The organism is Nocardiopsis moroccensis, from assembly GCF_055763695.1.
Genome location: NZ_CP199747.1, coordinates 1,047,402 through 1,072,997, shown reverse-complemented (window position 1 = coordinate 1,072,997; position 25,596 = coordinate 1,047,402). Strand labels below are relative to the sequence as shown.

The window sequence follows — 25,596 nt, the reverse complement described above, 5'->3', positions numbered from 1 at the left end:
TCGGGACCTCATCGTGCGGTCACTCTCTTCTCATCCGGGCCCGCGCCGAGGGCGCGGACTCCCCCGCTGACGACAGCCGTCCGGCGCGGCACCGGCGGGTACCGCGCGTGGATCCGACCGGGGGCCGGGCTCCGTGGCTCAGCCCCGGGGGGTTTCGGTCGGGCGCCGGGAGGGTTCCTCCCCCGTCTTCTCGGCGCCCGGGCACACCGCGGTGAAGCGGGGGCGCCGATCCGGCACCGCTAGTTGTTGTGGGTCTGGTTGCTGCGCTCACCGGACTCGTTGACGATGCGCTGGCCGGGGGGCAGCTGCGGGTAACCCTGCTGCTGGTTGGCGCCCTGGGCGCTGTCGGGCTGCGGGGTCTGCTGCGGCTGCTGGTCCTGGGCCTGCTGCGCCTTCGGCTCCTCCTCGCCCTTGGTCTCCTCGTCGTCGACCAGGCCCTTGCTCTCGGCCTTGAGGATCCGGGCGCTGCGGCCCAGGGACCGGGCCAGGTCCGGAAGCTTCTTGGCTCCGAACAGAAGGATGGCGACGATCACCAGGATGGCGATGGTAGGTCCGTTGAACGGTCCCATGGTTCTACCTCTCTACGGGGCGCGACCAAGCGCCTCTGATGGTACGCGCGTCCGTCATGTGTCGGCACCGCCACGACGGATGCGCTCACGCAGGTCAGCGCTGCTCGCCTGGTACCCGCCCGCCGCCCGTGTCACCTCTTCGGACAGGACTCGGGCCTCGCGGCGCGCTCTCAGGGCGAGGGCGCCGACGGCATAGGCTCCGGCACAGAACACACCGAAAAGGACAGCGAGGGCGATCACGCTCTCACCATATCCCTTCCGCGCCGACCTACACCCCACCCCCGGGTGAACAGGTGGGCCTCACTCCGGCGGCGAAGTGGTCTCAACCAGTTCCCCGGGGGATTCGGAGGTCTCGTAATGCCGCAGGGCCCGCTCCGCCTCGGCCCGCACCTCCTCCGCGAGGCCCTCCGGTGACACCAGACGCCCCTCCCGCCCCAACGACAGGGCCAGCCGGGCCACCCACGCCGGCGCGGGGGTGCGCAGGGTCGCCCGCACCCCGCCCCCGGGGAGCTCCACCGCCGACTCGCACACGTAGTCCTCGGTGACCCACCGCGCGGAGGGTTCCAGCACCAGGGTCACCAGGGCGTCGCGCTCGGAGCGCTGGAGCACCCCGCCGGACAGGTCGCGTCGGCCCACCCCCTCGGGCACCTCGGCGGCGAAGGGCAGCACGGTCAGCTCCAGGACCCGGTCCAGGCGGAACAGCCGCACGTCCTGCCGCAGGTGGCAGTACCCCTCCAGGAAGGTGTGGCCGTCCTGGACCACCAGCCCCATCGGATCGACGTCCCGCTCGGTGACCTGGTCCAGGTAACCCGACAGGTAGCGCAAGTGCAGGCGCTGCTCGGCGCCCAGGGCATCCGCGCAGCGGCGCTGGGTCCGGGCGACCTGTTCGTCCAGCTCGACCCGGACCTGCACCGCGTCGGCGAGGCTGCTCACGGCCGTCCCGGCGGCGGTGCGCAGCTTCTCCCCCACCCGTTTGAGGGCACCGCCCTCGACCCCCTGGGCCTCGGGCAACGCCTCCAGCAGGGACAGGCCCACGACCAGGCTGGCCGCCTCGTCCGCGGTGAGCCGAAGCGGCTGGGCCAGGGTGTCGGCGTTGCCGATGATGATCTCACCGGTCTCCTTGGCCGCGTCCAGGTCCACCTCGATCAGGTCACCGGGGGTGTATCCCGGCAGCCCACACATCCAGAGCAGGCTCAGGTCGGAGACCACCTGCTTCTCACTGAGCCCGAAGTGCCGCGCCACCTCGGGAACCCGCACGTCGCGGCCGAGCGCGTACGGGACCAGCATGAGGAGCCGGCGGAGCTGGTCGGCGGATCGGGGGCCCCGGGCGGGGGCGTCCTCCCCCTCCGCGGCGGCGACGGCGCCGGGGTCCCCCGCCGTGGCGGCCCCCTCGACCACCCCGGCCAGGTGGGCCGCCACCGCCGCCCGGGCCTGCGGCGGCTCCACCACGACCGCCCGCGAACCGTGCGAGGCCACCTGCCGCACCAGCCCGCCCGTGTCGGTGTAGGGCAGTGTGAGGGTGTCCCAGCCGCTGCCGGTGCCGTCGCGCTCCCCCGGGACCACGCGCAGCGCACGGCGGCGCAGGGCGTGCGCGGAGTCGGTGCGCACCCGCAGGGTCGCGGTCCGCTCGGGCACGGCGCTCTGCTGGGAGACCACCGAACGCAGCTCCACCCCCTCGGGGACGACCACGTCGGGCCCGGTGCGCACCACGTCCACCCCGCCCTGGATCCGCCCGAGGCGGAACACCCGCCGGGCGTCGCGCAACCGGTCATGGCCCACCACGTACCAGTGGCCGCGCAGGTTCACGATGCCCCACGGTTCGACCTCGCGCCGCTGTGCCCGTTCCTGGCCCGGCTTGCGGTAGTCGAAGGAGATCGGCCGCCGGTCCCGGACCGCCTGCCACACCGGTCCGAAGGCCGGCTCGTCGGTCCGCATCGCCGGGGTCAGTCCCGGGGCCGCCTCCGAGTCGACCGGGACCCCGGCCGAACGGAGCTTGAACAGCGCATTGGCCGCGGCCTCGCCCAGGGAGGCGTGGCGCCAGGCCCGGGCCGCCAGGCCCAGCACGACCGCCTCGTCGGGCAGGAGCTCGATCTCGGGCAGCTCGTAGTCCGAGCGGGAGATCCGGTACCCCTCCTCCCCGCTGAAGGCGTCCCCGGTGCCGACCTGGATGGGGATACCGCTGTCCCGCAGCTCCCGCTTGTCCCGCTCGAACATGCGCTTGAAGGCCGACTCGGTGTCGGCCTCGGCGTACCCCTGCACCGTCGCGCGGATCTCCTGCGCGGTCAGGTGGCGCCTCGTGGACAACAGGCAGATGACCAGGTTGAGCTGCCGTTCGGTCTTCCTGCGCGACATTGTCCGCACTCCTCTTGCCCGCTGTGGTGGATGGACCGGGCGGGGCCGCGAGGGCGCGTCCTCCCACCTTCGGTTCAGCTCCGACGGTACCGTGCCCAGCATGATCCGGTGGCGCCGTGGTGAAGTCCGTCAGGTCCTGCCCTCGTGGCCCGGGGTCCGCCTGTGCGCGGTCTCGGTGAGCACCGGCGGGGAGGGGTCGGCACCGCCCCCCGTCTGCCGTGCGCTGGCCTACACCGACCTGGTCGGCGCACCCGAGGTCGGTGACACCGTCCTGCTCAACACCGGAGCCCTGGACCTGGGCCTGGGAACCGGCGGATACGCCCTGGTGGTGGCCCTGCCCGACCGGTTGCCCGCCGACCGCGAGGGCCCCGGACACCTGGTCAAGGCCCGCTACACCCCGCTCCAGGCCACCGTCCTGGGCGCGGACGAACAGGAGTCCGAGCACCACGAGGCGCTGCGCTCGGCCGAGGGGGTCGACGGGATGCCCGTGGTCGTCGCCGACCTGCACTCCGCGCTGCCCGCCGTCCTCGCCGGGATCCGCGCCGAACGCCCGGGGGCCCGGGTGGTCAACGTGATGCTCGACGGCGGCGCCCTACCCGCCGCCTTCTCCCAGCTCGTCGGGGTTCTGCGGGAGGAAGGGCTGCTCGCCGGGTGTGTGACGACCGGGCAGGCCTTCGGCGGCGATCTGGAGGCGGTCACCGTGCACTCGGGGCTGCTCGCCGCCCGGCACGTGCTGGGGGCCGACATCGTGGTGGTCTGCCAGGGGCCGGGGAACCTGGGGACCGGCACCCCGTGGGGGTTCTCCGGGGTGGCCTGCGGGGAGGCGGTGAACGCGGCCGCCGTCCTGGGCGGGCGCCCGGTGGCCAGCCTGCGGATCAGCGAGGCCGACCGGCGCAGGAGGCACCGCGGGGTGTCCCACCACAGCCTGACCGCCTACGGCCGGGTGGCCCTGGCCCCCGCCGACGTGGTGGTTCCGAGCCTTCCCGGGTTCTTCGGCGAGTGCGTCCGCGACCAGGCCTGGAGCCTGGCGGAACGGCACACCCTGGTGGAGGTGCCGGTCACCGGCCTGGAGGAGGAACTGCTCGCCCTGCCGGTCAAGGTGTCGACGATGGGGCGCGGGCTGGAGGAGGACCGGGCCGCGTTCCTGAGCGCGGCCGCCGCCGGGCGCCACGCCGCCACCCTCACCGGTGGTTGAGGTCCCGCTCGCCGGTCAGTCGGGCGGCGGGGCGGCGGTGTTCGGCGTCCCCGTTGCCCGGGACCGGGGTGCGCCGGGTCGCGGCCAGCATGTGCTCGGAAGGTGCGTCGAAGTAGCGTCCCGGCCGGAACATGGCCAGGGAGGTCGGGTCGGCGAGCACCCCCTCGTCCACCCGCACGGTCTCGGGCACGAAAACACTGCCGTCACCGCAGGTCACACCCCATTCACGTCCGGGGCCCGCGGAGACGATCTGTCCGGGGTCACCGCCCACGACCTCCTCGGAGAGCGCCCCTGAGCACAGGGTGATCCGGGCCCCGCCGAACATCGCGAAGGCACCGGGGTAGGGGGCGGCCAGGGCGCGCACCATCCGGTCCACGTCACGCCCGGCGGCGGTCAGGTCGAGGCGGCCGTCGCTGGGACGGCGGCGCGGCCACACCGAGACGTGGCCGCGCTGGGGGCGGCGGGGCGCGCACCCCTCCAGGAGCGCCTCCAGGTTGCGCACGAGCAGTTCGGACTGCAGGCACCCGGCCCTCTCGTACAGGCCGGTGGCGGTGACGTCGGGGGCCACGTCGAACCAGATCCGGTCCACGATGTCGCCCGCGTCGGCCTCCCGTTCCAGGTGGAAGAGGGTGACGGCGCTGGAGCGCATGTCGCGCAGAATCGTCCAGGGGATGGGGGCGCGTCCGCGGCCGACCGGCAGCGGGGAGGGATGCAGGCCGACCCCGCCCAACGGCAGCGAGGCCAGGACCTGCTCGTGCACCAGCTGCGACCAGCCCGCGACGACCATCAGGTCGATCCGGTGCGCCACCAGGGCGTCGCGCACCTCGTCGGTGTTGATGTCGGCCGCCCGCAGGTGCGGCAGGTCGTGACGGCGGGTGACCTCCTCGAAGTCGAAGTAGCCGGAGCGGTGCGCCAGCTCGGCCGGGTAGGAGACCACCAGGGCCGGCGGGCGTCCCTGGGCGCAGAGCTCCTCCAGCGCCGGGACACCCAGGCTCAGCCCGGACACGTAGCAGTACCGCCGCTGGTCTGGCATGGTTCCCCCTCGCCCATACTCACCCTGAGTGATCAACTCTACGCACGGAGCCGGACTCACCGGGGATGTTCGCGGGGGCCGGGAGTGTCGGTGCCGCCCATGACAGGGCCCCGTGGGCGGTCTCGCCCACGGGGCCCGGGGTTGCGGGGTCTCAGCCCACCGGAGTCCTTACTCCTCGGCTGACTCCTCGCCGGCCCCGTCCTCGGCGGCGCCCTCCTCGTCCGAGGCCTCCTCGCCGCCTTCCTCCTCCGCGGGCTCGGGCGGCGGCGGGTTGTCGTAGGCGCCCAGGACGTCGATCACGAACACCAGGGTGCCCGCCGGGCTGCCCTGGGCCTCCTCGGCGGTCTCGCCGTAGGCCATGTCGCCCGGCACGACCAGCATCAGACGGCTGCCGACCTTCTGGCCGGCCATGCCCTCGACCCAACCCTCGATGAGGCCGCCCTGTTCGCCGCTCACGAGCGTGGCGTCCAGGGGGTCGCCCGCGCGGCTCCAGCTGGAGTCGAAGACCGGGTGGTTGCCGTTCTCGTCGGCCTCCCAGCGCACGCCCGTGTACTGGGCGACGATCTGCTGTCCCTCCTCGACCTCGGCGCCGTCGCCCTCGATGAGGGGAACGACCTGCAGGTCCTCGGGGGGATCGGTGTCCTCGGGGATCTCGATCTCGGGCTGGCTGTGGCCGTCCTGCGTGACCGTGGGCAGGTCACCGCCGCCGTTGTCGGTCTGCTCGCCCGGAACGACGGCGCCCTTGCTGAAGCGGTCCACCATGTCGATGACCAGGACGCTGGCCCCCTCGGGCGCCGGCTGCCCCATCGCCTCGGCCTGCTCCCTCTCCTCCGGCGTCAGCGGCGGGAAGACGTAGACCGCACGGCTGTTCAGGGGTTGGCCGACCAGCGTATCGGTGATGTATTCGGGCATCTGCTCCATACGCACCAGGTCGGGAGCGCCGTTTTCGTAGCTGGACTGGCCCTCGACCTTCTCGCCCTCGCCGGGGGCCGTCCACTGGTACTGGACGACGTTGGCGACGACCAGGTCGTCCGCGCCGACGAGGACGTCCTCCCCCGACCCCTTGCTGACGACACCGGAGATCTCCTCGTCCGGAGGCTCGATGTCGGGGAAGGTGATCTCGGGTTCCTCACCGACTTCGCCGGTGACCTCGGGCAACCGCGAGTCGAGTGCGTCGTCGTTCATGCGGAGGAAGGCGGGGGTACGCCACTCCTCCGGGATCGATGCGCAGCTGGAGACCACCAAGGCGATGGCGGTCAGTGGCACCGCGAGGGCGGCAGCACGTCGGTGCATGGGTCACAACCTCTGATTTCCGGCTCAGGACAGGGTCACACTACCGAACAGTCGGAGTGTGGCCAGCCCCCCGGGAGCACCCATCCGGGGAATTTCGGCCGGAGGGAGGGTGAGCGGTGGCCGCTCCGAAAGCGGGGCTCCGCGGGGAACCGTCTCCGGTCCGCCCGCGGAGCCCCGCCCGCACGCCGGCCTCACATCCCCGCGATCAGTTTCTCCACCCGTTCGTCCACGGACTTGAAGGGGTCCTTGCACAGCACGGTGCGCTGCGCCTGGTCGTTGAGTTTGAGGTGGACCCAGTCGACGGTGAAGTCCCGCCGCTGCTCCTGGGCCCTGCGGATGAACTCGCCGCGCAGCCGGGCGCGGGTGGTCTGCGGGGGCACCGACTTGGCCTCGAAGATCTTCAGGTCCTCGACGACCCGGTCCATCTGCCCGCGCTGCTGCATCAGGTAGAACAGGCCCCGATCACGGTGGATGTCGTGGTAGGTGAGGTCGAGCTGGGCCACCCTCGGAGAGGACAGGGAGAGGTCGTGCCTGTCCCGGTAGCGTTCCAGCAGCAGGTACTTGGCGACCCAGTCGATCTCCCGGGAGACCGTCTCCAGGTTCTGGGTCTCGACCGCCTCCAGGGTGCGCTGCCACAGGTCCAGGATGCGCTTGCCCACGGCGTCGGTCCCGTGCCGGTCCACGTAGCTCTGTACCTTGTCCAGGTACTCGCGCTGGATCTCCAGTGCGCTGGCCTCGCGGCCGTTGGCCAGGCGCACCTTGCGACGGCCGGTCATGTCGTGGCTGATCTCGCGGATCGCCCGGATGGGGTTCTCCAGGGTGTAGTCCCGCATGACGACCCCGGCCTCGATCATCCGCAGCACCAGGTCGGTGGAGCCCAGCTTGAGGAGGGTGGTGGTCTCGCTCATGTTGGAGTCGCCCACGATGACGTGCAAACGGCGGAACCGCTCGGCGTCTGCGTGGGGTTCGTCGCGGGTGTTGATGATGGGGCGGGAGCGGGTCGTCGCCGAGGACACGCCCTCCCAGATGTGCTCGGCGCGCTGGCTGACGCAGAACAGCGCGCCCCGGGGGGTCTGGAGCACCTTGCCGGCGCCGCAGATGATCTGCCGGGTGACCAGGAAGGGGATGAGGACGTCGGCGAGACGGCCGAACTCCCCGTGCCGGCCGACGAGGTAGTTCTCGTGGCACCCGTAGGAGTTGCCCGCCGAGTCGGTGTTGTTCTTGAACAGGTAGATGTCCCCGGCTATGCCCTCCTCGTGCAGGCGCTGCTCGGCGTCGACCTGCAGCCCCTCCAGGATGCGCTCGCCGGCCTTGTCGTGGGCCACCAGGTCCACGAGGCTGTCGCACTCGGGGGTGGCGTACTCGGGGTGGCTGCCCACGTCCAGATACAGGCGGGCGCCGTTGCGCAGGAACACGTTGCTGCTGCGCCCCCAGGAGACCACCCGCCGGAACAGGTAGCGGGCGACCTCGTCCGGTGACAGGCGGCGCTGCCCCCGGAAGGTGCACGTGACCCCGTACTCGTTCTCCAGCCCGAAGATCCGTCGTTCCACGCGGCCTCACCAACTTCCCGTCACCGTGGGGTGGACGACGGGGCCGCGTCGCCCACACCCGCCCGGTCGGTGCGGCACCCGGGCGGCGCCGCACCGTGGTCATCGCTTACAGGTCACTCGTCGGCCCCGTCCTCGGTGCCGTTCCCCTCGCCGGCGGCGTTCTCGGCCGTTCCCCGCTTGCCCTCCGCGATGAGGGAGGCCAGACGGCTGCCGTGGATGCGGCGGAACTTGCGGTGCTGCCTGTCCCGCTCCAGGACGGCGACCTCCAGGTTGGTGGCCTCCAGTTCACGTTCCTCGCCGTTCTCGTGGGCGAGGGCGTGGGTGGCCGAGTTCAGGGCGGCACTGAGCGGAGCATCCGCGGAGAACCGGTCCTTGAGCTGTGTGGACACGTGCTCGGAGGAGCCGCCCACCGCGACGAAGCCCTGCTCGTCGACGATGGAGCCGTCGAAGGTGATGCGGTAGATCTCGTCGTCGGCCGCGGTGTCGCCGACCTCGGCGACGACGATCTCGACCTCCCAGGGTTTGAGGCTCTCGCTGAAGACGGTGCCCAGGGTCTGGGCGTAGATGTTGGCGAGCTGGCGGCCGCTGACGTCACGGCGGTCGAACTGGTAACCGCGCACGTCGGCGAAGCGGACGCCCATGAGGCGTAGGTTCTCGAACTCGGGGTAGCGGCCGACCGCGGCGAAACCGATGCGGTCGTAGATCTCACTGATCTTGTGCAGGGTGCGGGACATGTTGTCCGCCACCATCAGGATTCCGCCCTCGTACTGCAGGACGACGGCGCTGCGGCCGCGCGCGATGCCCTTGCGCGCGTAGTCCGCCTTGTCCTTCATCTGCTGTTCGGGGGCGACGTAGAACGGCATCGACACCGCGGATCGTTCCTTACCTAGTCGGGAGAGGTCTGTCGTGGGGGCTGGGCCGGCTCAGCCCAGCCGGGCGGTGGGACCGTCGGGGTCGGCGGCCCGTCCCTCGACCACCTCCGTGGCCAGCCGGGCGACCTCCTCGGCGGAGATCCGCCGGTGTCCGTCCTCGGTGATGACGTCGACGAGGGGGAAGATCTTGCGGTGCAGGTCGGGACCGCCGGTGGCGGAGTCGTCGTCGGCGGCGTCGTAGAGCGACTCCAACGCCACCCTGATCGCCGTGGTCTCGTCCAGGTCCTCCCGGTAGAGCTTCTTCATGGAGCCCCTGGCGTAGACCGATCCGGAGCCGATGGAGTGGTAGCGGTGCTCCTCGTAACGGCCGCCCACCGCGTCGTAGCTGAAGACCCTCCCCTGTTCGGTGTTCTCGTCGAAACCGACCAGCAGGGGGATCACGACAAAGCCCTGCATGGCCATGCCGAGGTTGCCGCGGACCATCTGGGCGAGCTTGTTCGCCTTACCCTCCAGGGAAAGGGAACGGCCCTCCAGCTTCTCGTAGTGTTCCAGCTCGACCTGGTAGAGCTTGGCCATCTCGATGCCGATTCCGGCCGAACCGGCGATGGCCACCGCGGAGAACTCGTCCGTCCGGTAGAGCTTGTCCATGTCACGGTTGGCGATGACGTTGCCCTGGGTGGCACGTCGGTCGCCGGCCAGCAGTACGCCCCCGGGGAAGGTCAGGGCGACGATGGTCGTCGCGTCCGGGGTGAGGTGCTCGGTGGTGCCGCCGCCCGTGCCCAGGTGCTGCCCGGGGAGCAGTTCGGGGTTGACCTCCCGAAGAAACTCGGTGAAGGACGAGGTCCCCGCACTCATGAAAGCGGCCGACATCCGTCCGCCCTCGAAACCTTCGAACACGCGACTCCCTCCACTCGCGCCCCACCCCGTCTCGGGGGCGGGTGGGGCGCCTGTCGTCCGTCTGTCTGTCAGTCTGCGGGCCGGGGAGTGACCCGGCCGATGGGGTTGACCCTAACTCCGCGCACCCCGGGGTCAGCGGCACCCGGGTGCGCTGTCAGCGAACCCGGGGGTCACTGACCGCCCTTCTGCACGAACTGCCGCACGAAGTCCTCGGCGTTGCTCTCCAGCACGTCGTCGATCTCGTCCAGGATGTCGTCGACGTCCTCGTCCAGCTGTTCGTTGCGCTCCTGGGTCTCAGTCGCGGCCTCGGACTCCTCGACCTCCTCGTCGCGGCGGGACGAGTGCTTCTGACCACCGTTGTCATTCGCCATCGCTCACTACCTCCCGTTCGGGGCTCTCGCCCTTATCTTGGCCCAACAGCACCCGGCTCAACCCCCTTCCCGGAGCCCGATACCCGCTAGTTACCTCGAATCGTCCCGTGTTCGCGCACACGGGGCGCAGCGGGGGCGCGGATCCGCCTCGGGCGTGTCCCCGACCGGGGCCGGGACCGGGCGGTGCGCGCGCTTCACAGACGCACCCCCTCAGCCATGGGCGTCATGCGAACACCTGTTCTTATTGCGACCACAGCCTTCACCCACACCACCCCCTGACCAAGGGGGTTACGTTTGCGCATCCAGACGGTCACGGATGGTACGAGGTGCCAGCGTCCGCATCTGGCCACTTTAGCCCCCTTGCAATATTTATATGTCTTTGATTCACATACATCCCACTACGGAAAGTCAAGGTCAGACGCCCCGTCACCCGGAGTCAGGAGCACTCATTTGCCCCCTGATCCTATGATCCGATTTCCAGTTAGGTGAATTACCAACTTCCAGGGCTTTTGCCGTCCAAGATGTTCACTTATGGTTTGTGATCGTTTACCGAATGTATCGGAAACGAAGCAGCCCCGGCCTGTCCGGGGTTAGCACACGGGATCGGCCTCCCCCGCGGAAACCGAACCCCGACCCCCGTCAATTCCCCAAGGAGAGTAGGGATCAATGAGACCCTCCCCCGTTGTCTCCGCAATCGGCACCGGAGCCCTTGCCTTCGGCCTCGCGCTCTCGGTCACGCCGGGAGCCACCGCCGCGACCGTGCCCGCCGAGCCCTCGCCCCAGGGCGGGGCCGCCACCATGCAGGAAGCGCTTGAGAGGGACTTCGGCCTCACCCCGTTCGAGGCCGAGGACCTGCTCGACGCCCAGCACGAGGCCTCCGGCCTCGACGAGACCGCGGCCGAGGCCGCCGGAGACGCCTACGGCGGCTCCGTGTTCGACACCGACACCATGGAACTGACCGTCCTGGTCACGGACAGCACCGCAGTCGAAGCCGTGGAGGCCGCCGGCGCCGAGGCCGAGGTGGTCTCACACGGCACCGAAGGCCTGGACGCGATCATCGACGAGCTCGACGCGGCCGGCGCACAGCCGGGCGTCGTCGGCTGGTACCCCGACGTCGCGAACGACACGGTCGTCATCGAGGCCACCGACACCGCCGGCGCCGAGGACCTCATCGAGGCCGCGGGAGTGGACTCCCTCGCCGTCCAGGTGGAGGAGACCGACCAGGCGCCCCAGCTGTATGCCGACATCACGGGCGGAGACGCGTACTACATGGGCGGCGGACGCTGTTCCGTCGGGTTCGCGGCCACCGACAGCTCGGGCAACGACGGATTCGTGACGGCCGGCCACTGCGGCACGGTCGGGACCTCCGCCGAGAGCTCGGACCGCACCGGTTCGGGCACCTTCGCGGAGTCCGTCTTCCCGGGCAACGACGCCGCCTTCGTCCGGGCCACGTCCAACTGGACCGTGACCAACCTGGTCAACATGTACAGCTCCGGCGGCACCCAGACCGTCGGCGGCTCCAGCCAGGCTCCGATCGGTTCGGCCGTGTGCCGCTCCGGCTCCACCACCGGTTGGCACTGCGGGACCATCCAGGCCCGCGGCCAGTCCGTGAGCTACCCCCAGGGCACGGTCAACGACATGACCCGGACCGACGTGTGCGCCGAGCCCGGCGACTCCGGCGGCTCGTTCATCTCCGGTGACCAGGCCCAGGGCATGACCTCGGGCGGCTCCGGCAACTGCACCTGGGGCGGCACCACCTACTACCAGGAGATCAACCCAGCGCTGAACAGCTGGAACCTCAGTCTGGTGACGAGCTAGACACTCCAGCAGTCCGTCAACCCGGCGCCCCCGTCCGCATCAGCGGGCGGGGGCGCCCTCGTACGTCAGAGGGGCCCCATCACGCCTCCCTGACCACCGGTGTTACGAATGCGTGTCCGGACGAACACGTTTGGTACGTGGTACCACTGTCCGGATGTGGCCAAAAAACACCCCTTGCACCCCGCGCCCGAATTCAGTCGGTAACGGTTCGGCTCCGACAACCTCAAGGTGGGCCACCACACGGACACGTTCCGCGACTGCCTTTGGACCCGTCATCGGATCTCCCCATACCGAACTGAATGCTTCATCGTTCTGGCGGTCTTTCCCTCACCAAAACGTGCACCTATGGTTAGGCGTTGTTTACCGGATGTCTCGGTGAACAAAGGGGGCCGTAGAGCATTCGGCCCCAATCCCCCGTCAATTCCCCCAGGAGAGTAGGGATCAATGAGACCCTCCCCCGTTGTCTCCGCAATCGGCACCGGAGCCCTTGCCTTCGGCATGGTTCTGGCCGCCGCCCCGGGAGCCCTCGCGGCCCCCGGACCGCTACCCCAGTCACCCTCCCCCGAAGCCGAAGCCGTCTCCATGCAGGAGGCGCTCGAGCGTGACCTCGACCTCACCCCGTTCGAGGCCGAGGAACTCCTCACCGCCCAGGACACCGCCGCCGAGGTCGACGAGGCCGCGGCCGAGGCCGCCGGAGACGCCTACGGCGGCTCCGTGTTCGACACCGACAGCATGGAACTGACCGTCCTGGTCACGGACAGCGCCGCGGTCGACGCCGTGGAGGCCGCCGGCGCCGAGGCCGAGGTGGTCTCGCACGGCACCGAAGGCCTGGACGCGATCGTGCAGGACCTCAACGAGGCGGACACCGAGCCCGGCGTGGTCGGCTGGTACCCGGACGTGGAGGGCGACACCGTCGTCCTGGAAGTCCTGGAAGGCTCCGGCGCCGACGTGGACGCCCTCCTCGCCGACGCGGGTGTGGACGCCTCCGCCGTCGAGGTGACCACCACCAGCGAGCAGCCCGAGATGTACGCCAACATCATCGGTGGTCTCGCCTACACCATGGGCGGACGCTGCTCCGTGGGCTTCCCCGCCACCAACTCCTCCGGCCAGCCCGGCTTCGTCACCGCCGGACACTGCGGCACCGTGGGCACCCAGGTCAGCATCGGTAACGGCCGGGGCGTCTTCGAGCGCTCCGTCTTCCCGGGCAACGACGCCGCCTTCGTCCGGGGCACGTCCAACTTCACGCTGACCAACCTGGTCAGCCGCTACAACAGCGGCGGCTACGCCACTGTCTCGGGCTCCAGCCAGGCGCCCATCGGCTCCTCCGTGTGCCGCTCCGGCTCCACCACCGGCTGGCACTGCGGGACCATCCAGGCCCGCGGCCAGTCCGTGAGCTACCCCCAGGGCACCGTGTACAACATGACCCGGACCAGCGTGTGCGCCGAGCCCGGCGACTCCGGCGGTTCGTTCATCTCCGGATCCCAGGCCCAGGGCATGACCTCGGGCGGCTCCGGTAACTGCACCTGGGGCGGCACCACCTACTACCAGGAGGTCAACCCGGTGCTGAACGCCTGGGGCATCCAGCTGAGGACCAGCTAACCCCCCGGCAGCACCGAACCCGTGCCCCCGTCCGCCCCCGCGGACGGGGGCACCCGTGTTCCCGCGCCCGTCGCCCTCCGCCGGGCATGGGAACACGGGGCGAACACCCGGACTGTCCGGCCCGCGCGCGTGCGCGGCCTCCGGGACGGCCGTCGCGATCGGGGTGGTGCGCTCCGCGGAGCGCACCACCCCGGCCGGGCTCAGCCCCGGCGGCCTCCGGCCAGGACCGCCACCAGGTCCGCCGCGGTGGCGGAGGCGTCCAGGAGCCCGCCCACGTGCTCCTTGGTCCCCCTGCGCGGCTCCAGGGTGGGGACGCGCTGCAGGGAGTCGTAACCCGGCAGGTCGAAGATCACCGAGTCCCAGGAGGCCGCGGCCACCTCGTCGGCGTACTTGGCCAGGCAGCGTCCCCGGAAGTAGGCACGGGTGTCCTCCGGCGGTTCGGTGACGGCCCGGTCGACCTCGGAGTCCTCCACCAGGCGCTGCATCCGGCCGCGGGCGGCCAGGCGGTTGTAGAGGCCCTTGTCCGCACGCACGTCGGAGTACTGCAGGTCCACCAGGTGCAGGCGCGGGTGGGACCACTCCAGCCCGTCCCGGGACCGGTAGCCCTCCAGGAGCTTGAGCTTGGCGACCCAGTCCAGTTCGGTGGCCAGGCTCATCGGGTCGGAGGCCAGCCGCGACAGAACCGACTCCCACCGGTCGAGCACGTCCGCGGTGTCGGGGTCCACGTCGGTGCCGAACCGGTCCTCGACGTACTTGCGGGCCTGGTCCAGGTACTCGCCCTGGAGCTCCAGAGCGGTCATCCGCCGCCCGTCCCGCAACCGGACCCGGTGGGTCAGCCCCGGGTCGTGGGAGATCTCCCGCAGGTCGGCCACCGGGGTCTCCAGGGACAGGTCCGTGCTGAGGAAACCGTCCTCGATCATCGACAGCACCAGCGCGGTGGTCCCCAGCTTGAGGTAGGTGGAGATCTCACTCATGTTGGCGTCACCGATGATGACGTGCAGGCGCCGGTACTGGTCCGGGTCGGCGTGGGGTTCGTCCCGTGTGTTGATGATGGGACGCTTCAGGGTCGTCTCCAGGCCCACCTCGACCTCGAAGAAGTCGGCCCGCTGCGAGATCTGGAAACCGCTGCCCTGGCCGTCCGCGCCGATCCCGACCTTGCCGGCGCCGCACACCACCTGACGGGAGACGAAGAACGGGATCAGGTGCCGGACGATGTCCCCGAAGGGCGTGGACCGGTGCATCAGATAGTTCTCGTGGCAGCCGTAGGAGGCGCCCTTGTTGTCGGTGTTGTTCTTGTACAGCTGGATCGGCTCTATCCCCGGGGTGGCCGCTGCCCGGGCCGCGGCATCGGCCATCACCCTCTCCCCGGCCTTGTCCCACAGGACCGCGTCGCGCGGGTTGGTGACCTCGGGGGCCGAGTACTCGGGGTGGGCGTGGTCCACGTACAGGCGCGCGCCGTTGGTGAGGATGACGTTGGCCAGCCCCAGGTCCTCGTCGGTCAACTGGGTGGGATCGGCGACCTCGCGTGCCAGGTCGAACCCGCGGGCGTCGCGCAGCGGGTTCTCCTCCTCGAAGTCCCAGCGGGCCTTCCTGGCCCGGGCCGCCGAGGCGGCCAGGTAGGCGTTGACCACCTGGGTGGAGGTGACCATCGCGTTGGCCCCGGGGTTTCCCGGCACGGAGATCCCGTATTCGGTCTCGATACCCATAATCCGCCGCACACTCATGGTGAGAGGTTATCCGCCAGAGACCGGTCTTGAACGCTTCCGCGCCAATTGTGGCCTAAGCGCCGTCTTCCCGGGCGTTTCAAAAGGACTGAGATGACCGTGTCGATGCAGGTCGGAGCCACTTCGCTTGGATTCGCAGCAAAACCACGACCAGTGCCGCACAAGCCCCGGCCAAACGGTTCGGTTGGACCTACCAACGGGTATTGTCCGAAGCCCAGTAGGCCAAAGGTCCCCGCTTGTCCCCGCTGAGCACGACCCCGGGGTCCATGCTCTCCACGGTCAGTTCCCGGGCGCGGCCCCCAGCGGCAGGAATTCGTACAGCACCAGGCCGTGGAGCGAGTTCGGGCCGCCGCTCGTGTTCAGCCCGTCGACCGCCGGTGCGGACAGCGCCCGAAACCGCCCCAACCCCGGTGATCTTGCTACCAGGGGCAACTTCGGCGCCGAAGTTGCCCCTGGTAGCAAGATCACCGCGGACAAGGGGCCCGGAAACGCCCGGGCCGAAGACGGACTCGATCCTTCCCCGTAAACGACACGGTGGCCGCAACCCCCGAAGTCAGGGTGTTGCGACCACCGCTGGAGCCCGGGACAGGGCCCCGAAAGGCGGACACGGCGGCGGAGCGCCGTTACAGGTACTGGCCGGTGTTGGCGACGGTGTCGATGGACCGACCGGAGTCGGCGCCCTTCTTGCCGGTCACCAGGGTCCGGATGTAGACGATGCGCTCGCCCTTCTTTCCGGAGATCCGGGCCCAGTCGTCCGGGTTGGTGGTGTTGGGCAGGTCCTCGTTCTCGCTGAACTCGTCCACGCAGGCCTGCAACAGGTGCGACACCCGGAGCCCCTTGGACTGGTGGTCGATGTAGTCCTTGATCGCCATCTTCTTGGCCCGCGAGACGATGTTCTCGATCATCGCGCCGGAGTTGAAGTCCTTGAAGTACAGGACCTCCTTGTCACCGTTGGCGTAGGTGACCTCCAGGAAGCGGTTCTCCTCACCCTCGGTGTACATCCGCTCCACGACCCGCTGGATCATGGCGTCCACCGTGGCCGAGGCCGAACCGCCGTGTTCGGCGAGGTCGTCCTCGTGCAGCGGCAGCCCGTCGGTGATGTACTTGCCGAAGATGTCCCGGGCGCCCTCGGCGTCGGGCCGCTCAACCTTGATCTTGACGTCCAGGCGGCCGGGCCGCAGGATCGCCGGGTCGATCATGTCCTCACGGTTGGAGGCGCCGATGACGATGACGTTCTCCAGCCCCTCCACACCGTCGATCTCGCTGAGCATCTGCGGGACGATGGTGTTCTCCACGTCGGAGGACACACCCGAACCGCGGACCCGGAAGACCGAGTCCATCTCGTCAAAGAACACGATGACCGGGGTACCCTCGGAGGCCTTCTCCCTGGCACGCTGGAAGACCAGGCGGATGTGCCGCTCGGTCTCGCCCACGTACTTGTTCAACAGCTCCGGGCCCTTGATGTTGAGGAAGAAGCTCTTTCCGACGTCACGGCCGGTGCGCTCGGCGACCCGTTTGGCCAGCGAGTTGGCGACGGCCTTGGCGATGAGTGTCTTACCGCACCCGGGCGGGCCGTAGAGCAGCACGCCCTTGGGCGGGGTGAGCTCGTGTTCCCGGAACAGGTCCTTGTAGAGGAAGGGCAGTTCGACCGCGTCGCGGATCATCTCGATCTGCCCCGACAGGCCACCGATGTCGGTGTAGGAGATGTCGGGCACCTCCTCGAGGATGAGCTCCTCGACCTCGGACTTGGGGATCCTCTCGTACACGTACCCCGAACGGGGCTCCAACAGCAGCGAGTCACCGGGCCGGATGGGCTCGTCCCGCAACGGCTCCGCCAACCGGACGATCTTCTCGTCGTCGTGGTGCGAGATCACCAGTGCCCGCTCACCGTCCTCGAGGACCTCCTTGAGCAGGACGACCTCGCCAACGGTTTCGAAAGACTCCACCTCGACGACGTTGAACGCCTCGTTGAGCATGACCTCCTGGCCGGGGCGCAGGTTGTCCATGTCCACGGAGGGACTGACGTTGACCCGCATCTTGCGGCCGTTGGTGAAGATCTCGACGGTCTCGTCGTCGCGGGACCCAAGGTAGACACCGAAGCCCGACGGTGGCTGTGCGAGCCGGTCGACCTCCTCCTTGAGTGCCACGATCTGCTCGCGCGCCTCCTTGAGTGTGGAGACGAGCCGTTCGTTCTGCCCGTTCGCGGCGGCTAGGTCGGCCTGGGCCTCCCGCAACCGCTCCTCCAGCAGACGCACATGTCGGGGCGAGTCGGCGAGCTTACGCCGAACCACGCTGAGTTCCTTTTCCATGTAGGAGACCTGGGCCGTGAGTTCAGCGACTTCACGGTCCCGGTCGCTCTGACGCTCGTCTTCGCGCTCGGCCACGTCCGCCACCTCCCTATGAGAAGGACGACTACTCGGGGTCCTACCTAACCTGTCCCTTTCCTAACCTTCAAGTTTCGGAGAGTGTCGCGGGCCCCCTGTCGAGACCCTGCGTAGGCACAGGTCACAGTGGTGACGAGCGACCCGGCGTAATGAGAAAGTAACCTCCGTGGCGGGCCCGGGGCAAGTGCCGCCCAGGCGCCGCAGCGCGTTCCGGCGGCCGCGGACGACCCCCACCACCTCCCCGGGACAGACCGGGGGCCCGCCCGGACACAGTCCCGGACGGGCCCCGAGGGACCGCGTTCACCCGCGGACCGCTCTCACTCCCGGTTCTCGGCGCTCCCCTCGTCCGGAGCCCCCGCCGAGGGCTCGACGGCGGGCGCGGCGGGCGCGGCCGCCTTCGCACCCGCGTCGGCGGCGGCCCTGGCCGCCTCGTAGTCCTTGCCGTAGGCGCCCTTGGCCGGGCGGCGACGGCGCTCGGGCGCCTCCACCCCGTCGGCCAGACGGCGCGCGGTCACCAGGAAGCCGGTGTGGCCGATCATCCGGTGGTCCGGGCGCACCGCCAGGCCCTCCACGTGCCAGGTGCGCAGCATGGTCTCCCAGGAGCGCGGCTCGTAGAAGCGCTCGTCCTCGCGCAGCTCCTCCACCACCCGGGAGAGCTGGGTGGTCGTGGCCACGTAACAGCACACCAGACCACCGGGGATCAACGCCCCGGCGACCGCGTCCAGGCACTCCCAGGGAGCGAGCATGTCCAGGAAGACCCGGTCCACCTCGGTCTCGTCGAGCTCCTCGACCAGGTCGCCCACGGTGAGTTTCCAGGCCGGGTGCGGACCGCCGTAGAACCTCTCCACGTTCTTACGGGCGATCTCCGCGAAGTCCGCGCGGCGCTCGTAGGAGTGGACCATGCCCTGTTCACCGACCGCACGCAGCAGCCAGTTGGACATGGCGCCCGATCCGGCTCCGGCCTCGACCACCCGGGCGCCCGGGAAGATGTCGCCCTCGACCATGATCTGGGCGGCGTCCTTGGGGTAGACGATGGTCGCACCACGCTTCATGGAGAGCGTGTAATCGATGAGCAGGGGGCGCAGCGCCACGTAGGCCGTGCCGGTGTTGGAGCGCACCACACTGCCTTCGGGTTCGCCGATGAGGTCGTCGTGGTCGACCTTGCCCTTGTGCGAGTGGAAGGCTCCACCCTCACGCAGTGTGATGGTGTGCATGCGACCCTTCGGGTCGGTCAACTGCACGGTGTCGCCGTCGGTGAAGGGGCCGCGGCGGCCATGGATACCGGTCAACGTCGCTCTCGTCTTCCCACGTCGCGTTTGGTCAGGGCAGTCGCCCAGCGTATCGGCCCCGCGCTACCAGGACGAACCGGCGGCCCCGGAGCTCGTTCCCGGAAAGCGTGCGAAGGCCCCGCCCCTGGGGCAGGATCAGGCGTGTGGCACCGCCACGTCCCCATACGGCAACGAGGACCACAGGAGAGACCACCCATGTCACAGCAGACCACGGGCCTGGGAATCGACATCGGCGGCAGCGGCATCAAGGGCGCTCCGGTCGACCTGGTCTCCGGCGAGTTCCTCCGGGACCGCCTGAAGATCCTCACCCCCGAGCACGCCGGCCCCGACGAGGTGGCACAGGTCGTGGGCGAGATCGCCGCGCACTTCCCCGAGACCGCGCAAACCCCCCTGGGGGTCACCTTTCCCGGGGTGGTGCAGGGCGGGGTGGTGCGCACCGCCGCGAACCTGCACAAAAGCTGGATCGGCACCGACGCCCGGGCCCTGTTCTCCGAGGCCGCGGGGCGGCCGGTGCGCGTGCTCAACGACGCCGACGCCGCCGCGCTGGCGGAGAACCGCTACGGGGCCGCCAGGGACGTGGACGGGACGGTCCTGCTCACCACCCTGGGTACCGGTATCGGTACGGCTCTGGTCGTGGACGGGCGCCTGGTACCCAACACCGAGTTCGGCCACCTGGAAGTGGACGGCCACGACGCGGAGACACGCGCCTCCTCCAGCGCCAAGGAACGGGACGGACTCTCCTACCACGACTGGGCGAAGAAGCGGCTCCAGCGCTACTACCGAACGGTCGAGGACCTGGTGTGGCCGGACCTGATCGTGGTGGGCGGCGGGGTGAGCCGGAAGTCGGACAAGTTCCTGCACCACCTCGACGTCCGCACCCCGATCGTTCCGGCGGCACTGCGGAACACGGCGGGCATCGTCGGAGCGGCCCTGTCCGCCGCGGACGTTCCGGGGACGTCCGCGGCGGACCCTCGTAGGGGGTGAGGGGCGCTCGGACCAGGGGGTGGCGCCGAGTGCCCCTCAGGGGGTGGATGCCGCCGTCCCTCCTTCCCACGAAGGACGGCCCTGCTTCGGGTGTCGAACGGGTCCGGAACCCGCGCAGAGGGAGACTGGGTTCCGGGTTCACCCGGACACCGTCCTGACACCCGGGACCGTGCTCGCGCACAGCCCGCTCCCGCCCGGGCGCGGCGACTCAGCGTCCGGGCGTGTCCTCCTGCCTCCTCAGCCGTCTCTCGTCGTGACGGACAGGGCCCTCACGATCCTGCGGGCGGCGTCGGAGGTCCGAGTGACCGGGGAGAGGGGGACTCCGGACAGTGCCGGGGGGACACCATCCTGCAGGGGCCACCTCATCCACCACCAGAGATCACCTCTGTGGGGCCGCAGGAGAGCGCGTTGCGGCCGAGCCGTGGGGCCGGCGTCGACGACCCCGGACACACCGTCCTCCCGCGCCTCGACCCCGCGTGCGCGCAGCTCCGCGGCCATCCCCCGCAGGGCGAGGGCTGCCAGGTCCACCCGGCACAGAGGTTCCACCGGGATGCCACGGTCCCCGTGCCCGTTTCCGGCCAGGCTCGGGTTACCCGCCGGTGGTGTCTCAACGGTCACGTGGCCTCCCTGCTTCCTCCCCGGGCCCGGCACGCGCTCCCCCGGACCAACGACTCCTCCACCTTGCCGGACCCCGAGAAGACACAGGTACCGGTATGCGGATCACGCATCGTGCCTTCTTTTTCGCACATAGCCACCGGGAGCGCCCGGAATCCCTAACCTAAGCTGCATGCCCCAACCAGACGGCGTACTTCCGAACGACCTGTGGACCCGACCGCGCATGGCCGCCGCCCTGGCCACCTGTGACATGCCGACGATCATCGAAGGCGTGCGCGTGGCGCGCGGATGGTCCCAGGGCGACCTCGCCCGTGCTCTCACCTACTCACAGAGCTGGGTCTCCCGGGTCGTCAACGGTCAGCAGTCCCTTACCGTCAGCCAGGTCCACGACCTCGCGCAACGGCTGGAGATCCCGCTCCACCTGCTCCGCTTCGGCGGCACCGGCAGACAGGAGGGCCACACCAGGAAGGCGGTGAACCCCGCCAGACGCCGCGACTCCGGCAGGGCGGTCGCCGGGAGCACCCTCCTGGCCACGGCGCCGCGCCCCACCGGGGAGCACGAGGGGTACCACGGGGTCAACGAGACCACCGCACCCGCGCTGCGTTCCATCACCGGGGGCCAGCGCCGCATGGACGCCACCTCCTCCGCCCGCCACCTGCTGCCCGGCGCCGCCGCGCACGTGCACCTGGCCGAGCAGATGCTCGGGAACGCGCGCGGTACGCCCTTCCACACCGAACTCAGCGCGGCCGCCAGCGAGGCCTCCGGTTTCGCCGCCTGGCTGAACGCCGACCTCGGCGACATGGGCTCGGCCCGCATGCACTACCGCACGGCCGTCATACGCGCCCGCCAGGCCGGGATGCGCCTGCTCGACGTCTACATGCTCGGCTCCCTGGCCGCCTTCGAGATCGACGTCGCCGAGGACCCCGAGCTCGGACTCGGGCTGGTGCAGGAAGCCGAACACGTACTCGGCCCCTCCGCCCACCCCACCGCCCGCGCCTGGCTGGCCTGCATCAGCGCACTGGCCCACGCGGGGATCGGTGACCGCGCCTGCGCGGCCCGGGCCATCAGGCACGCCGAACGGGAGGTCGCCAGCCCGGACAACGCCCAGCCCCCCTGGCCGTGGGTGTTCGCCTTCGACGAGGCCAAGGTCGCCGGTTACCGCGCTCTGGTGGGCGTTCGGCTGCGCAGCCCGCACGAGGCCCGCGCCGCCTTCGCCGAGGCCGTGGCCCCCTCCCCGCGCAACGTCAAGCAGTCCGCCCTGCTCAAGGTCGAACTCGCCTCCGCCCACGCCGAGGCCGGTGACGTCGACGAGGCCTTCCGGCTCGCCCAGGAGGCGCTGGCCACCGGGGTGCGTTTCGGCTCCGAGCGCGTGGTCGGCCGGGTCAGGTCCTTCCGCCGCCGCTACCGGGGTCCGGGCGCGCTGTGCGTCGAGGATCTCGACAACAGACTTTCGTCACTAGTTACCGGTACGCCCATCAGGGGGTAGAAACCCGGCGAAGCAAGCAGCAGGGAGGTTACGTGATTCGTATCGGGATCACCGGACACCGCAACCTGTCCCCTGACGTGAGCGGCGCCGTCGCCGACCTGGTCAAGGCGTACCTGGAACCGTACGGGTGCGAGATGGTGGGGCTGTCCTGCCTCGCGGACGGCGCCGACGCCGTCTTCGCGGAGGCCGTGGTGAACGCGGGAGCTCCCCTGGAGGCGATCGTCCCCGCCGCCGGGTACCGGAAGGCCCTTCCCCCCGAGCACCACCCGGTCTACGACCACCTCATGGAACAGGCCGTCCTCGTCCACGAGTTACCCCACGGCGAATCAGAGCCCGGTGCCCACATGGCCGCCGGGCGGCTGCTCGTGGAGCGGTGCGACCGGCTGGTCGCGGTCTGGGACGGGCAACCCGCGCGCGGCCACGGGGGCACCGCGGACGTGGTGGCCTACGCCCGGGAACTCGACCGCCCCGTCACCGTCCTGTGGCCCGAGGGCGCCCGGCGCTGAACCACCGCCCCCACGGCCCGCGCCCCTACCGCGGGTCCCTGCCCGGGTGCGGCCCGCTCATCTGCGCCCGCTCGGAGACCGTCCCGCCATCGCGGCGTTGACATCCACTGACCGCAACACCCCCGACAGCGCGCCGTCGGCCTCCACCACCAGGTACTCCGGCAACGGGTGCCGGGTGAGCTCCGCCAAGAGCTCCTCGCCCTCCAGGTCCGCCGAGACCCGGGAGTGCCCGGTCAGCGCCCGGGACACGTCCGACACCGGTACCCGGGCCCTGCGCTCTGCGGTGATCGCCTCCGCAGCGGCGGGGTGCACGACCGAGACCGGCGTACCGTCGTCGTCGGTGACCACGATCGTGTCCACACCCGCCTCCCCAGCACGGTGGTCGGCCCGCTCCAACGGCAGGTCCGCCGGAACCACCACGGCCGGACGGGCCAGGGTCCGGGCCCGCAGTCCGGGCACCCGGGCCCGGACCCGGGCGTTGCCCAGGGCCTCGCTGGCGCCCATCCACATGAAGCCGGCCAGCACCAGCCCCCACACGACCGCCCACGGCCCGGGGCTGCTCCCCGCGCTCCAGGCGAACAGGAACGGCAGGGCCGCGACCCCCAGGGCCAGCACCCGGCCGCCCCAGGCCGCCACCACACTGCCGGTGTGCGCACGCCCCGTCATCTTCCACACCCCGGCGCGCAGCAGGCGCCCGCCGTCCAGGGGCAGCCCCGGCAGCAGGTTGAACACACCCACGAGCAGGTTGGCGATCCACAACTGGAAGAGCAGCTCACCGGTGACGCTGAAGGGGTCGGTGAAGTACGCCAGCACGAACGCCCCCGCCGCCAGCACCAACGACAGCAACGGCCCGGAGAAGGCGATCCAGAACTCCCGGCCCGGGGTGGGCGCCTCCCGGTCGATCTCGGACACCCCGCCCAGGACGTACAGGACGATGCGGCGCACCGGCAGACCGTACCGACGGGCCACCAGCGAGTGCGCGAGCTCGTGCACCAGGACGGAGGCGTAGAGAAGGATCGCGAAGACGAAGGCCAACAGGTAGGCCGAGGGGCCCAGCGCCAACCGCGACTGGACGATCCCCCCGTAGACCAGCGTGATGAGGACCGCGACGATCCACCACGAGGAGGTGACGTAGACCGGGACCCCGAAGGGCCGCCCCAGCGGTAACCCCGGCCGCCTGGTCCGGTCGCCGGTCCTGGGCCTGGGGTCGTCACTGCCTCTGGTCACACAGCCAAGACTATGGCCCCCGCCCCGATGGTCCTCTCATGGGGCGACACGCAGCGGGGTGAGCGCCCGCCGAAGACGATCTAGGCTCGGAGTATGACCACCGCGCCGCTGCCGACCGCCCTGTCACCCTCGCGTGCCTCGGACTTCCTCCAGTGCCCGCTCCTGTTCCGGTTCCGCACCATCGACCGCCTCCCCGAGGCCCCCAGCACCGCCGCGCTGCGCGGCACCCTCGTCCACGCCTGCCTCGAACGCCTCTACGAGCTGCCGGCCCGGACCCGCACACCGCGCACCGCGCTGAGCCTGGTCGACCCCCAGTGGGAGAAGCTCCGCGCACGCGACCCCGAACTGCAGGAGCGGCTCTTCGACGGCGAGGAAGCCCTCCAGGAGTGGTTGGAGTCGGCCCGGACCCTGGTCAAACGCTACTTCGACCTGGAGAACCCCGAACAGCTGGAGCCCCGCGAACGCGAGATGCGCCTGGAGGTCTCCCTGCCCACCGGACTACGGCTGCGCGGCTACGTCGACCGCCTGGACGTGGCCCCCTCCGGCCAGATCAGGGTCGTCGACTACAAGACCGGGAAGTCGCCGCACCCCCGGTTCGAGGACAAGGCCAAGTTCCAGATCTTCTTCTACGCGGTGATGATCTGGCGCGACCTCGGTGTCGTGCCCGCCCGTCTCCAGCTCGTCTACCTGGGCGACGGCTCCGTGCGCTGGTACGACCCCACCGAGGCCGAACTCGCCGCCGCCGAGGCCGAGATCGCCGACATCTGGGCGCGGATCGAGGCGGCCGGACGCGCCGGGGTGTGGGAGCCCAAACGCAGCAAGCTGTGCGGCTGGTGCGAACACCAGGCGCTGTGCCCGGAGTTCGGCGGCACCCCGCCCCCGCTGCCCACGGCCTGAGGACCGCGCCGTGTGCGGGAGAATCGGCCCGTGCCCGTCTCAGTACTCCTCGTCGATGACCAACCGCTCGTCCGCGCCGGCTTCCGCCTGATCCTCGAATCCGCCCCGAACGTGTCCGTGGTGGGCGAGGCCTCCGACGGCCGCGAGGCCGTCCGGGAGGTCCGCGGCCTGCTGCCCGACGTGGTCCTCATGGACATCCGGATGCCGGGCGTGGACGGGATCAGGGCCACCCGGCAGATCGTCGAATGGGCCCGGCCGCTCGGCCACCGGGTGCGGGTCCTGGCCCTGACCACCTTCGACCTGGACGAGTACGTGGTCGGTGTGCTGCGTGCGGGCGCCTCCGGCTTCCTCCTCAAGGACGTCCCGCCCACCGAACTGGTCTCCGCGGTCGAACTGGTCGCCGGAGGCGCCTCCGTCATCTCCCCCACCGTCCTGAACCGCCTCCTGGACCGCTTCGCGCCGCTGCTGCCCTCCCCCGAGGCCGGACCCGAGCCGTCGGCGGACACCCTGACCGTCCGGGAACGCGAGGTGTTACGGCTGGTCGCCAAGGGATGGTCCAACGGAGAGATCGCCGCACACCTGGTCCTGGGCGAGGCCACCGTCAAATCCCACGTGGGCAGCATCCTCACCAAACTCGGCCTGCGCGACCGCGTCCAGGCCGTCGTACACGCCTACGAGACCGGCCTGGTCCGCCCCGGCCAGGACGGTCACCCGAACGAGAAGACGCAGGAACCCCCGGCCTGAGCACCCCCGGGAGCGCCCTCGGGACCGGCGCGTCGTCGCCCTCGGCGGCCTTCGCGCCTTGACAGGATGACCCGGTGACCGAACTCACCGGTGCCACCGCACCAGACGGGCGAACCCCGCCTGTGGGCGCGGCGTCCCCCATGGGGTTGCCGAGGCAGTGCGCCGAACACCAGGGGTGCGGGCGACGGGGA

General features: G+C 70.5%; 22 protein-coding genes. 8 read left to right on the top strand and 14 right to left on the bottom strand.

Translation table 11 applies throughout. The annotated features are described in order from the left end of the window. Positions 1 to 239 precede the first annotated feature (239 nt). Genes tatA through ACUKCB_RS04410 form a run of 3 tightly spaced genes read right to left on the bottom strand, consistent with a single transcriptional unit; the run spans position 240 to position 2,921 of the window. Positions 240 to 569: a Sec-independent protein translocase subunit TatA gene (tatA, locus tag ACUKCB_RS04420; RefSeq protein WP_473039175.1), complete on the bottom strand. Its 330-nt coding sequence runs from the start codon at positions 567 to 569 to the stop codon at positions 240 to 242. Positions 570 to 623: 54 nt separating this feature from the next. After that, positions 624 to 809, bottom strand: a complete 186-nt coding sequence (locus tag ACUKCB_RS04415) for a hypothetical protein (protein ID WP_473039174.1) — start codon at positions 807 to 809, stop codon at positions 624 to 626. Positions 810 to 869: 60 nt separating this feature from the next. After that, positions 870 to 2,921, bottom strand: coding sequence for a helix-turn-helix transcriptional regulator (locus ACUKCB_RS04410; RefSeq protein ID WP_473039173.1), 2,052 nt, complete (start codon positions 2,919 to 2,921; stop codon positions 870 to 872). A 100-nt stretch (positions 2,922 to 3,021) separates the two neighbouring features. Between ACUKCB_RS04410 and ACUKCB_RS04405 the strand changes: the two genes are divergently transcribed. Then, on the top strand, positions 3,022 to 4,116 hold the full coding sequence (locus ACUKCB_RS04405) for a DUF3866 family protein (protein ID WP_473039172.1): 1,095 nt from the start codon (positions 3,022 to 3,024) through the stop codon (positions 4,114 to 4,116). On the opposite strand, the gene ACUKCB_RS04400 is transcribed toward ACUKCB_RS04405, so the two are convergent. From ACUKCB_RS04400 to ACUKCB_RS04375, 6 genes are all read right to left on the bottom strand, one after another. Next, on the bottom strand, positions 4,103 to 5,149 hold the full coding sequence (locus tag ACUKCB_RS04400) for a methionyl-tRNA formyltransferase (protein ID WP_473039171.1): 1,047 nt from the start codon (positions 5,147 to 5,149) through the stop codon (positions 4,103 to 4,105). The two genes, ACUKCB_RS04405 and ACUKCB_RS04400, sit on opposite strands and share 14 nt — an antisense overlap. Before the next feature lie 168 nt (positions 5,150 to 5,317). Further along, on the bottom strand, positions 5,318 to 6,442 hold the full coding sequence (locus tag ACUKCB_RS04395; RefSeq protein ID WP_473039170.1) for an FKBP-type peptidyl-prolyl cis-trans isomerase: 1,125 nt from the start codon (positions 6,440 to 6,442) through the stop codon (positions 5,318 to 5,320). A 191-nt stretch (positions 6,443 to 6,633) separates the two neighbouring features. Continuing rightward, positions 6,634 to 7,992 carry a Pup--protein ligase gene (pafA, locus tag ACUKCB_RS04390; RefSeq protein ID WP_473039169.1) on the bottom strand — a complete coding sequence of 453 codons (1,359 nt, stop codon included), beginning with the start codon at positions 7,990 to 7,992 and terminating at the stop codon, positions 6,634 to 6,636. A 113-nt stretch (positions 7,993 to 8,105) separates the two neighbouring features. Next, entirely contained in the window at positions 8,106 to 8,861 is a 756-nt protein-coding gene (gene prcA / locus ACUKCB_RS04385) for a proteasome subunit alpha (protein WP_473039168.1), read from the bottom strand. A 54-nt stretch (positions 8,862 to 8,915) separates the two neighbouring features. Further along, on the bottom strand, positions 8,916 to 9,761 hold the full coding sequence (gene prcB / locus ACUKCB_RS04380) for a proteasome subunit beta (protein ID WP_473039167.1): 846 nt from the start codon (positions 9,759 to 9,761) through the stop codon (positions 8,916 to 8,918). 170 nt (positions 9,762 to 9,931) lie between these two features. Further along, a complete protein-coding gene (locus tag ACUKCB_RS04375) occupies positions 9,932 to 10,132 on the bottom strand; it encodes a ubiquitin-like protein Pup (RefSeq protein ID WP_473039166.1) in 201 nt (66 codons plus the stop codon). Between the two features lie 666 nt (positions 10,133 to 10,798). On the opposite strand from ACUKCB_RS04375, the gene ACUKCB_RS04370 reads away from it, so the two are divergent. Both ACUKCB_RS04370 and ACUKCB_RS04365 read left to right on the top strand, forming a co-directional pair. Next, positions 10,799 to 11,950: a S1 family peptidase gene (locus ACUKCB_RS04370; RefSeq protein WP_473039165.1), complete on the top strand. Its 1,152-nt coding sequence runs from the start codon at positions 10,799 to 10,801 to the stop codon at positions 11,948 to 11,950. 444 nt (positions 11,951 to 12,394) lie between these two features. Next, positions 12,395 to 13,549 carry a S1 family peptidase gene (locus ACUKCB_RS04365; protein ID WP_473039164.1) on the top strand — a complete coding sequence of 385 codons (1,155 nt, stop codon included), beginning with the start codon at positions 12,395 to 12,397 and terminating at the stop codon, positions 13,547 to 13,549. Positions 13,550 to 13,749: 200 nt separating this feature from the next. On the opposite strand, the gene dop is transcribed toward ACUKCB_RS04365, so the two are convergent. The 3 genes from dop to ACUKCB_RS04350 all read right to left on the bottom strand — a co-directional run bounded on the left by dop (position 13,750) and on the right by ACUKCB_RS04350 (position 18,946). After that, positions 13,750 to 15,273, bottom strand: coding sequence for a depupylase/deamidase Dop (gene dop, locus ACUKCB_RS04360; RefSeq protein WP_473039163.1), 1,524 nt, complete (start codon positions 15,271 to 15,273; stop codon positions 13,750 to 13,752). 623 nt (positions 15,274 to 15,896) lie between these two features. Beyond that, on the bottom strand, positions 15,897 to 17,666 hold the full coding sequence (gene arc, locus ACUKCB_RS04355; RefSeq protein ID WP_473039162.1) for a proteasome ATPase: 1,770 nt from the start codon (positions 17,664 to 17,666) through the stop codon (positions 15,897 to 15,899). 308 nt (positions 17,667 to 17,974) lie between these two features. Next, entirely contained in the window at positions 17,975 to 18,946 is a 972-nt protein-coding gene (locus ACUKCB_RS04350; RefSeq protein ID WP_473039161.1) for a tRNA (adenine-N1)-methyltransferase, read from the bottom strand. A 195-nt stretch (positions 18,947 to 19,141) separates the two neighbouring features. Between ACUKCB_RS04350 and ppgK the strand changes: the two genes are divergently transcribed. Continuing rightward, positions 19,142 to 19,930 carry a polyphosphate--glucose phosphotransferase gene (gene ppgK / locus ACUKCB_RS04345; protein ID WP_473039160.1) on the top strand — a complete coding sequence of 263 codons (789 nt, stop codon included), beginning with the start codon at positions 19,142 to 19,144 and terminating at the stop codon, positions 19,928 to 19,930. 237 nt (positions 19,931 to 20,167) lie between these two features. Here ppgK and ACUKCB_RS04340 read toward each other — a convergent pair whose 3' ends face one another. Then, positions 20,168 to 20,548, bottom strand: coding sequence for a hypothetical protein (locus tag ACUKCB_RS04340; protein WP_473039159.1), 381 nt, complete (start codon positions 20,546 to 20,548; stop codon positions 20,168 to 20,170). A 220-nt stretch (positions 20,549 to 20,768) separates the two neighbouring features. Here ACUKCB_RS04340 and ACUKCB_RS04335 point away from each other — a divergent pair, with 220 nt between their 5' ends. Then, positions 20,769 to 22,031 carry a helix-turn-helix domain-containing protein gene (locus tag ACUKCB_RS04335; RefSeq protein ID WP_473040918.1) on the top strand — a complete coding sequence of 421 codons (1,263 nt, stop codon included), beginning with the start codon at positions 20,769 to 20,771 and terminating at the stop codon, positions 22,029 to 22,031. Positions 22,032 to 22,063: 32 nt separating this feature from the next. Next, complete coding sequence (locus ACUKCB_RS04330; RefSeq protein ID WP_473039158.1) at positions 22,064 to 22,537, top strand: DNA-processing protein DprA; 474 nt, start codon at positions 22,064 to 22,066, stop codon at positions 22,535 to 22,537. A 57-nt stretch (positions 22,538 to 22,594) separates the two neighbouring features. Here ACUKCB_RS04330 and ACUKCB_RS04325 read toward each other — a convergent pair whose 3' ends face one another. Continuing rightward, complete coding sequence (locus tag ACUKCB_RS04325; protein ID WP_473039157.1) at positions 22,595 to 23,764, bottom strand: site-2 protease family protein; 1,170 nt, start codon at positions 23,762 to 23,764, stop codon at positions 22,595 to 22,597. 93 nt (positions 23,765 to 23,857) lie between these two features. Here ACUKCB_RS04325 and ACUKCB_RS04320 point away from each other — a divergent pair, with 93 nt between their 5' ends. Continuing rightward, positions 23,858 to 24,661 carry a RecB family exonuclease gene (locus tag ACUKCB_RS04320; protein ID WP_473039156.1) on the top strand — a complete coding sequence of 268 codons (804 nt, stop codon included), beginning with the start codon at positions 23,858 to 23,860 and terminating at the stop codon, positions 24,659 to 24,661. A 30-nt stretch (positions 24,662 to 24,691) separates the two neighbouring features. After that, positions 24,692 to 25,405, top strand: coding sequence for a response regulator (locus ACUKCB_RS04315; protein WP_473039155.1), 714 nt, complete (start codon positions 24,692 to 24,694; stop codon positions 25,403 to 25,405). Positions 25,406 to 25,596 lie beyond the last annotated feature (191 nt).

Bases quoted from the DNA above. Each gene is read 5' to 3' on its own strand.
- tatA (WP_473039175.1), bottom strand. From the start codon at position 569: ATGGGACCGTTCAACGGACCTACCATCGCCATCCTGGTGATCGTCGCC.
- ACUKCB_RS04410 (WP_473039173.1), bottom strand. From the start codon at position 2,921: ATGTCGCGCAGGAAGACCGAACGGCAGCTCAACCTGGTCATCTGCCTG.
- ACUKCB_RS04405 (WP_473039172.1), top strand. From the start codon at position 3,022: ATGATCCGGTGGCGCCGTGGTGAAGTCCGTCAGGTCCTGCCCTCGTGG.
- ACUKCB_RS04400 (WP_473039171.1), bottom strand. From the start codon at position 5,149: ATGCCAGACCAGCGGCGGTACTGCTACGTGTCCGGGCTGAGCCTGGGT.
- ACUKCB_RS04395 (WP_473039170.1), bottom strand. From the start codon at position 6,442: ATGCACCGACGTGCTGCCGCCCTCGCGGTGCCACTGACCGCCATCGCC.
- ACUKCB_RS04375 (WP_473039166.1), bottom strand. From the start codon at position 10,132: ATGGCGAATGACAACGGTGGTCAGAAGCACTCGTCCCGCCGCGACGAG.
- ACUKCB_RS04370 (WP_473039165.1), top strand. From the start codon at position 10,799: ATGAGACCCTCCCCCGTTGTCTCCGCAATCGGCACCGGAGCCCTTGCC.
- ACUKCB_RS04365 (WP_473039164.1), top strand. From the start codon at position 12,395: ATGAGACCCTCCCCCGTTGTCTCCGCAATCGGCACCGGAGCCCTTGCC.
- dop (WP_473039163.1), bottom strand. From the start codon at position 15,273: ATGAGTGTGCGGCGGATTATGGGTATCGAGACCGAATACGGGATCTCC.
- ppgK (WP_473039160.1), top strand. From the start codon at position 19,142: ATGTCACAGCAGACCACGGGCCTGGGAATCGACATCGGCGGCAGCGGC.
- ACUKCB_RS04335 (WP_473040918.1), top strand. From the start codon at position 20,769: ATGGCCGCCGCCCTGGCCACCTGTGACATGCCGACGATCATCGAAGGC.
- ACUKCB_RS04320 (WP_473039156.1), top strand. From the start codon at position 23,858: ATGACCACCGCGCCGCTGCCGACCGCCCTGTCACCCTCGCGTGCCTCG.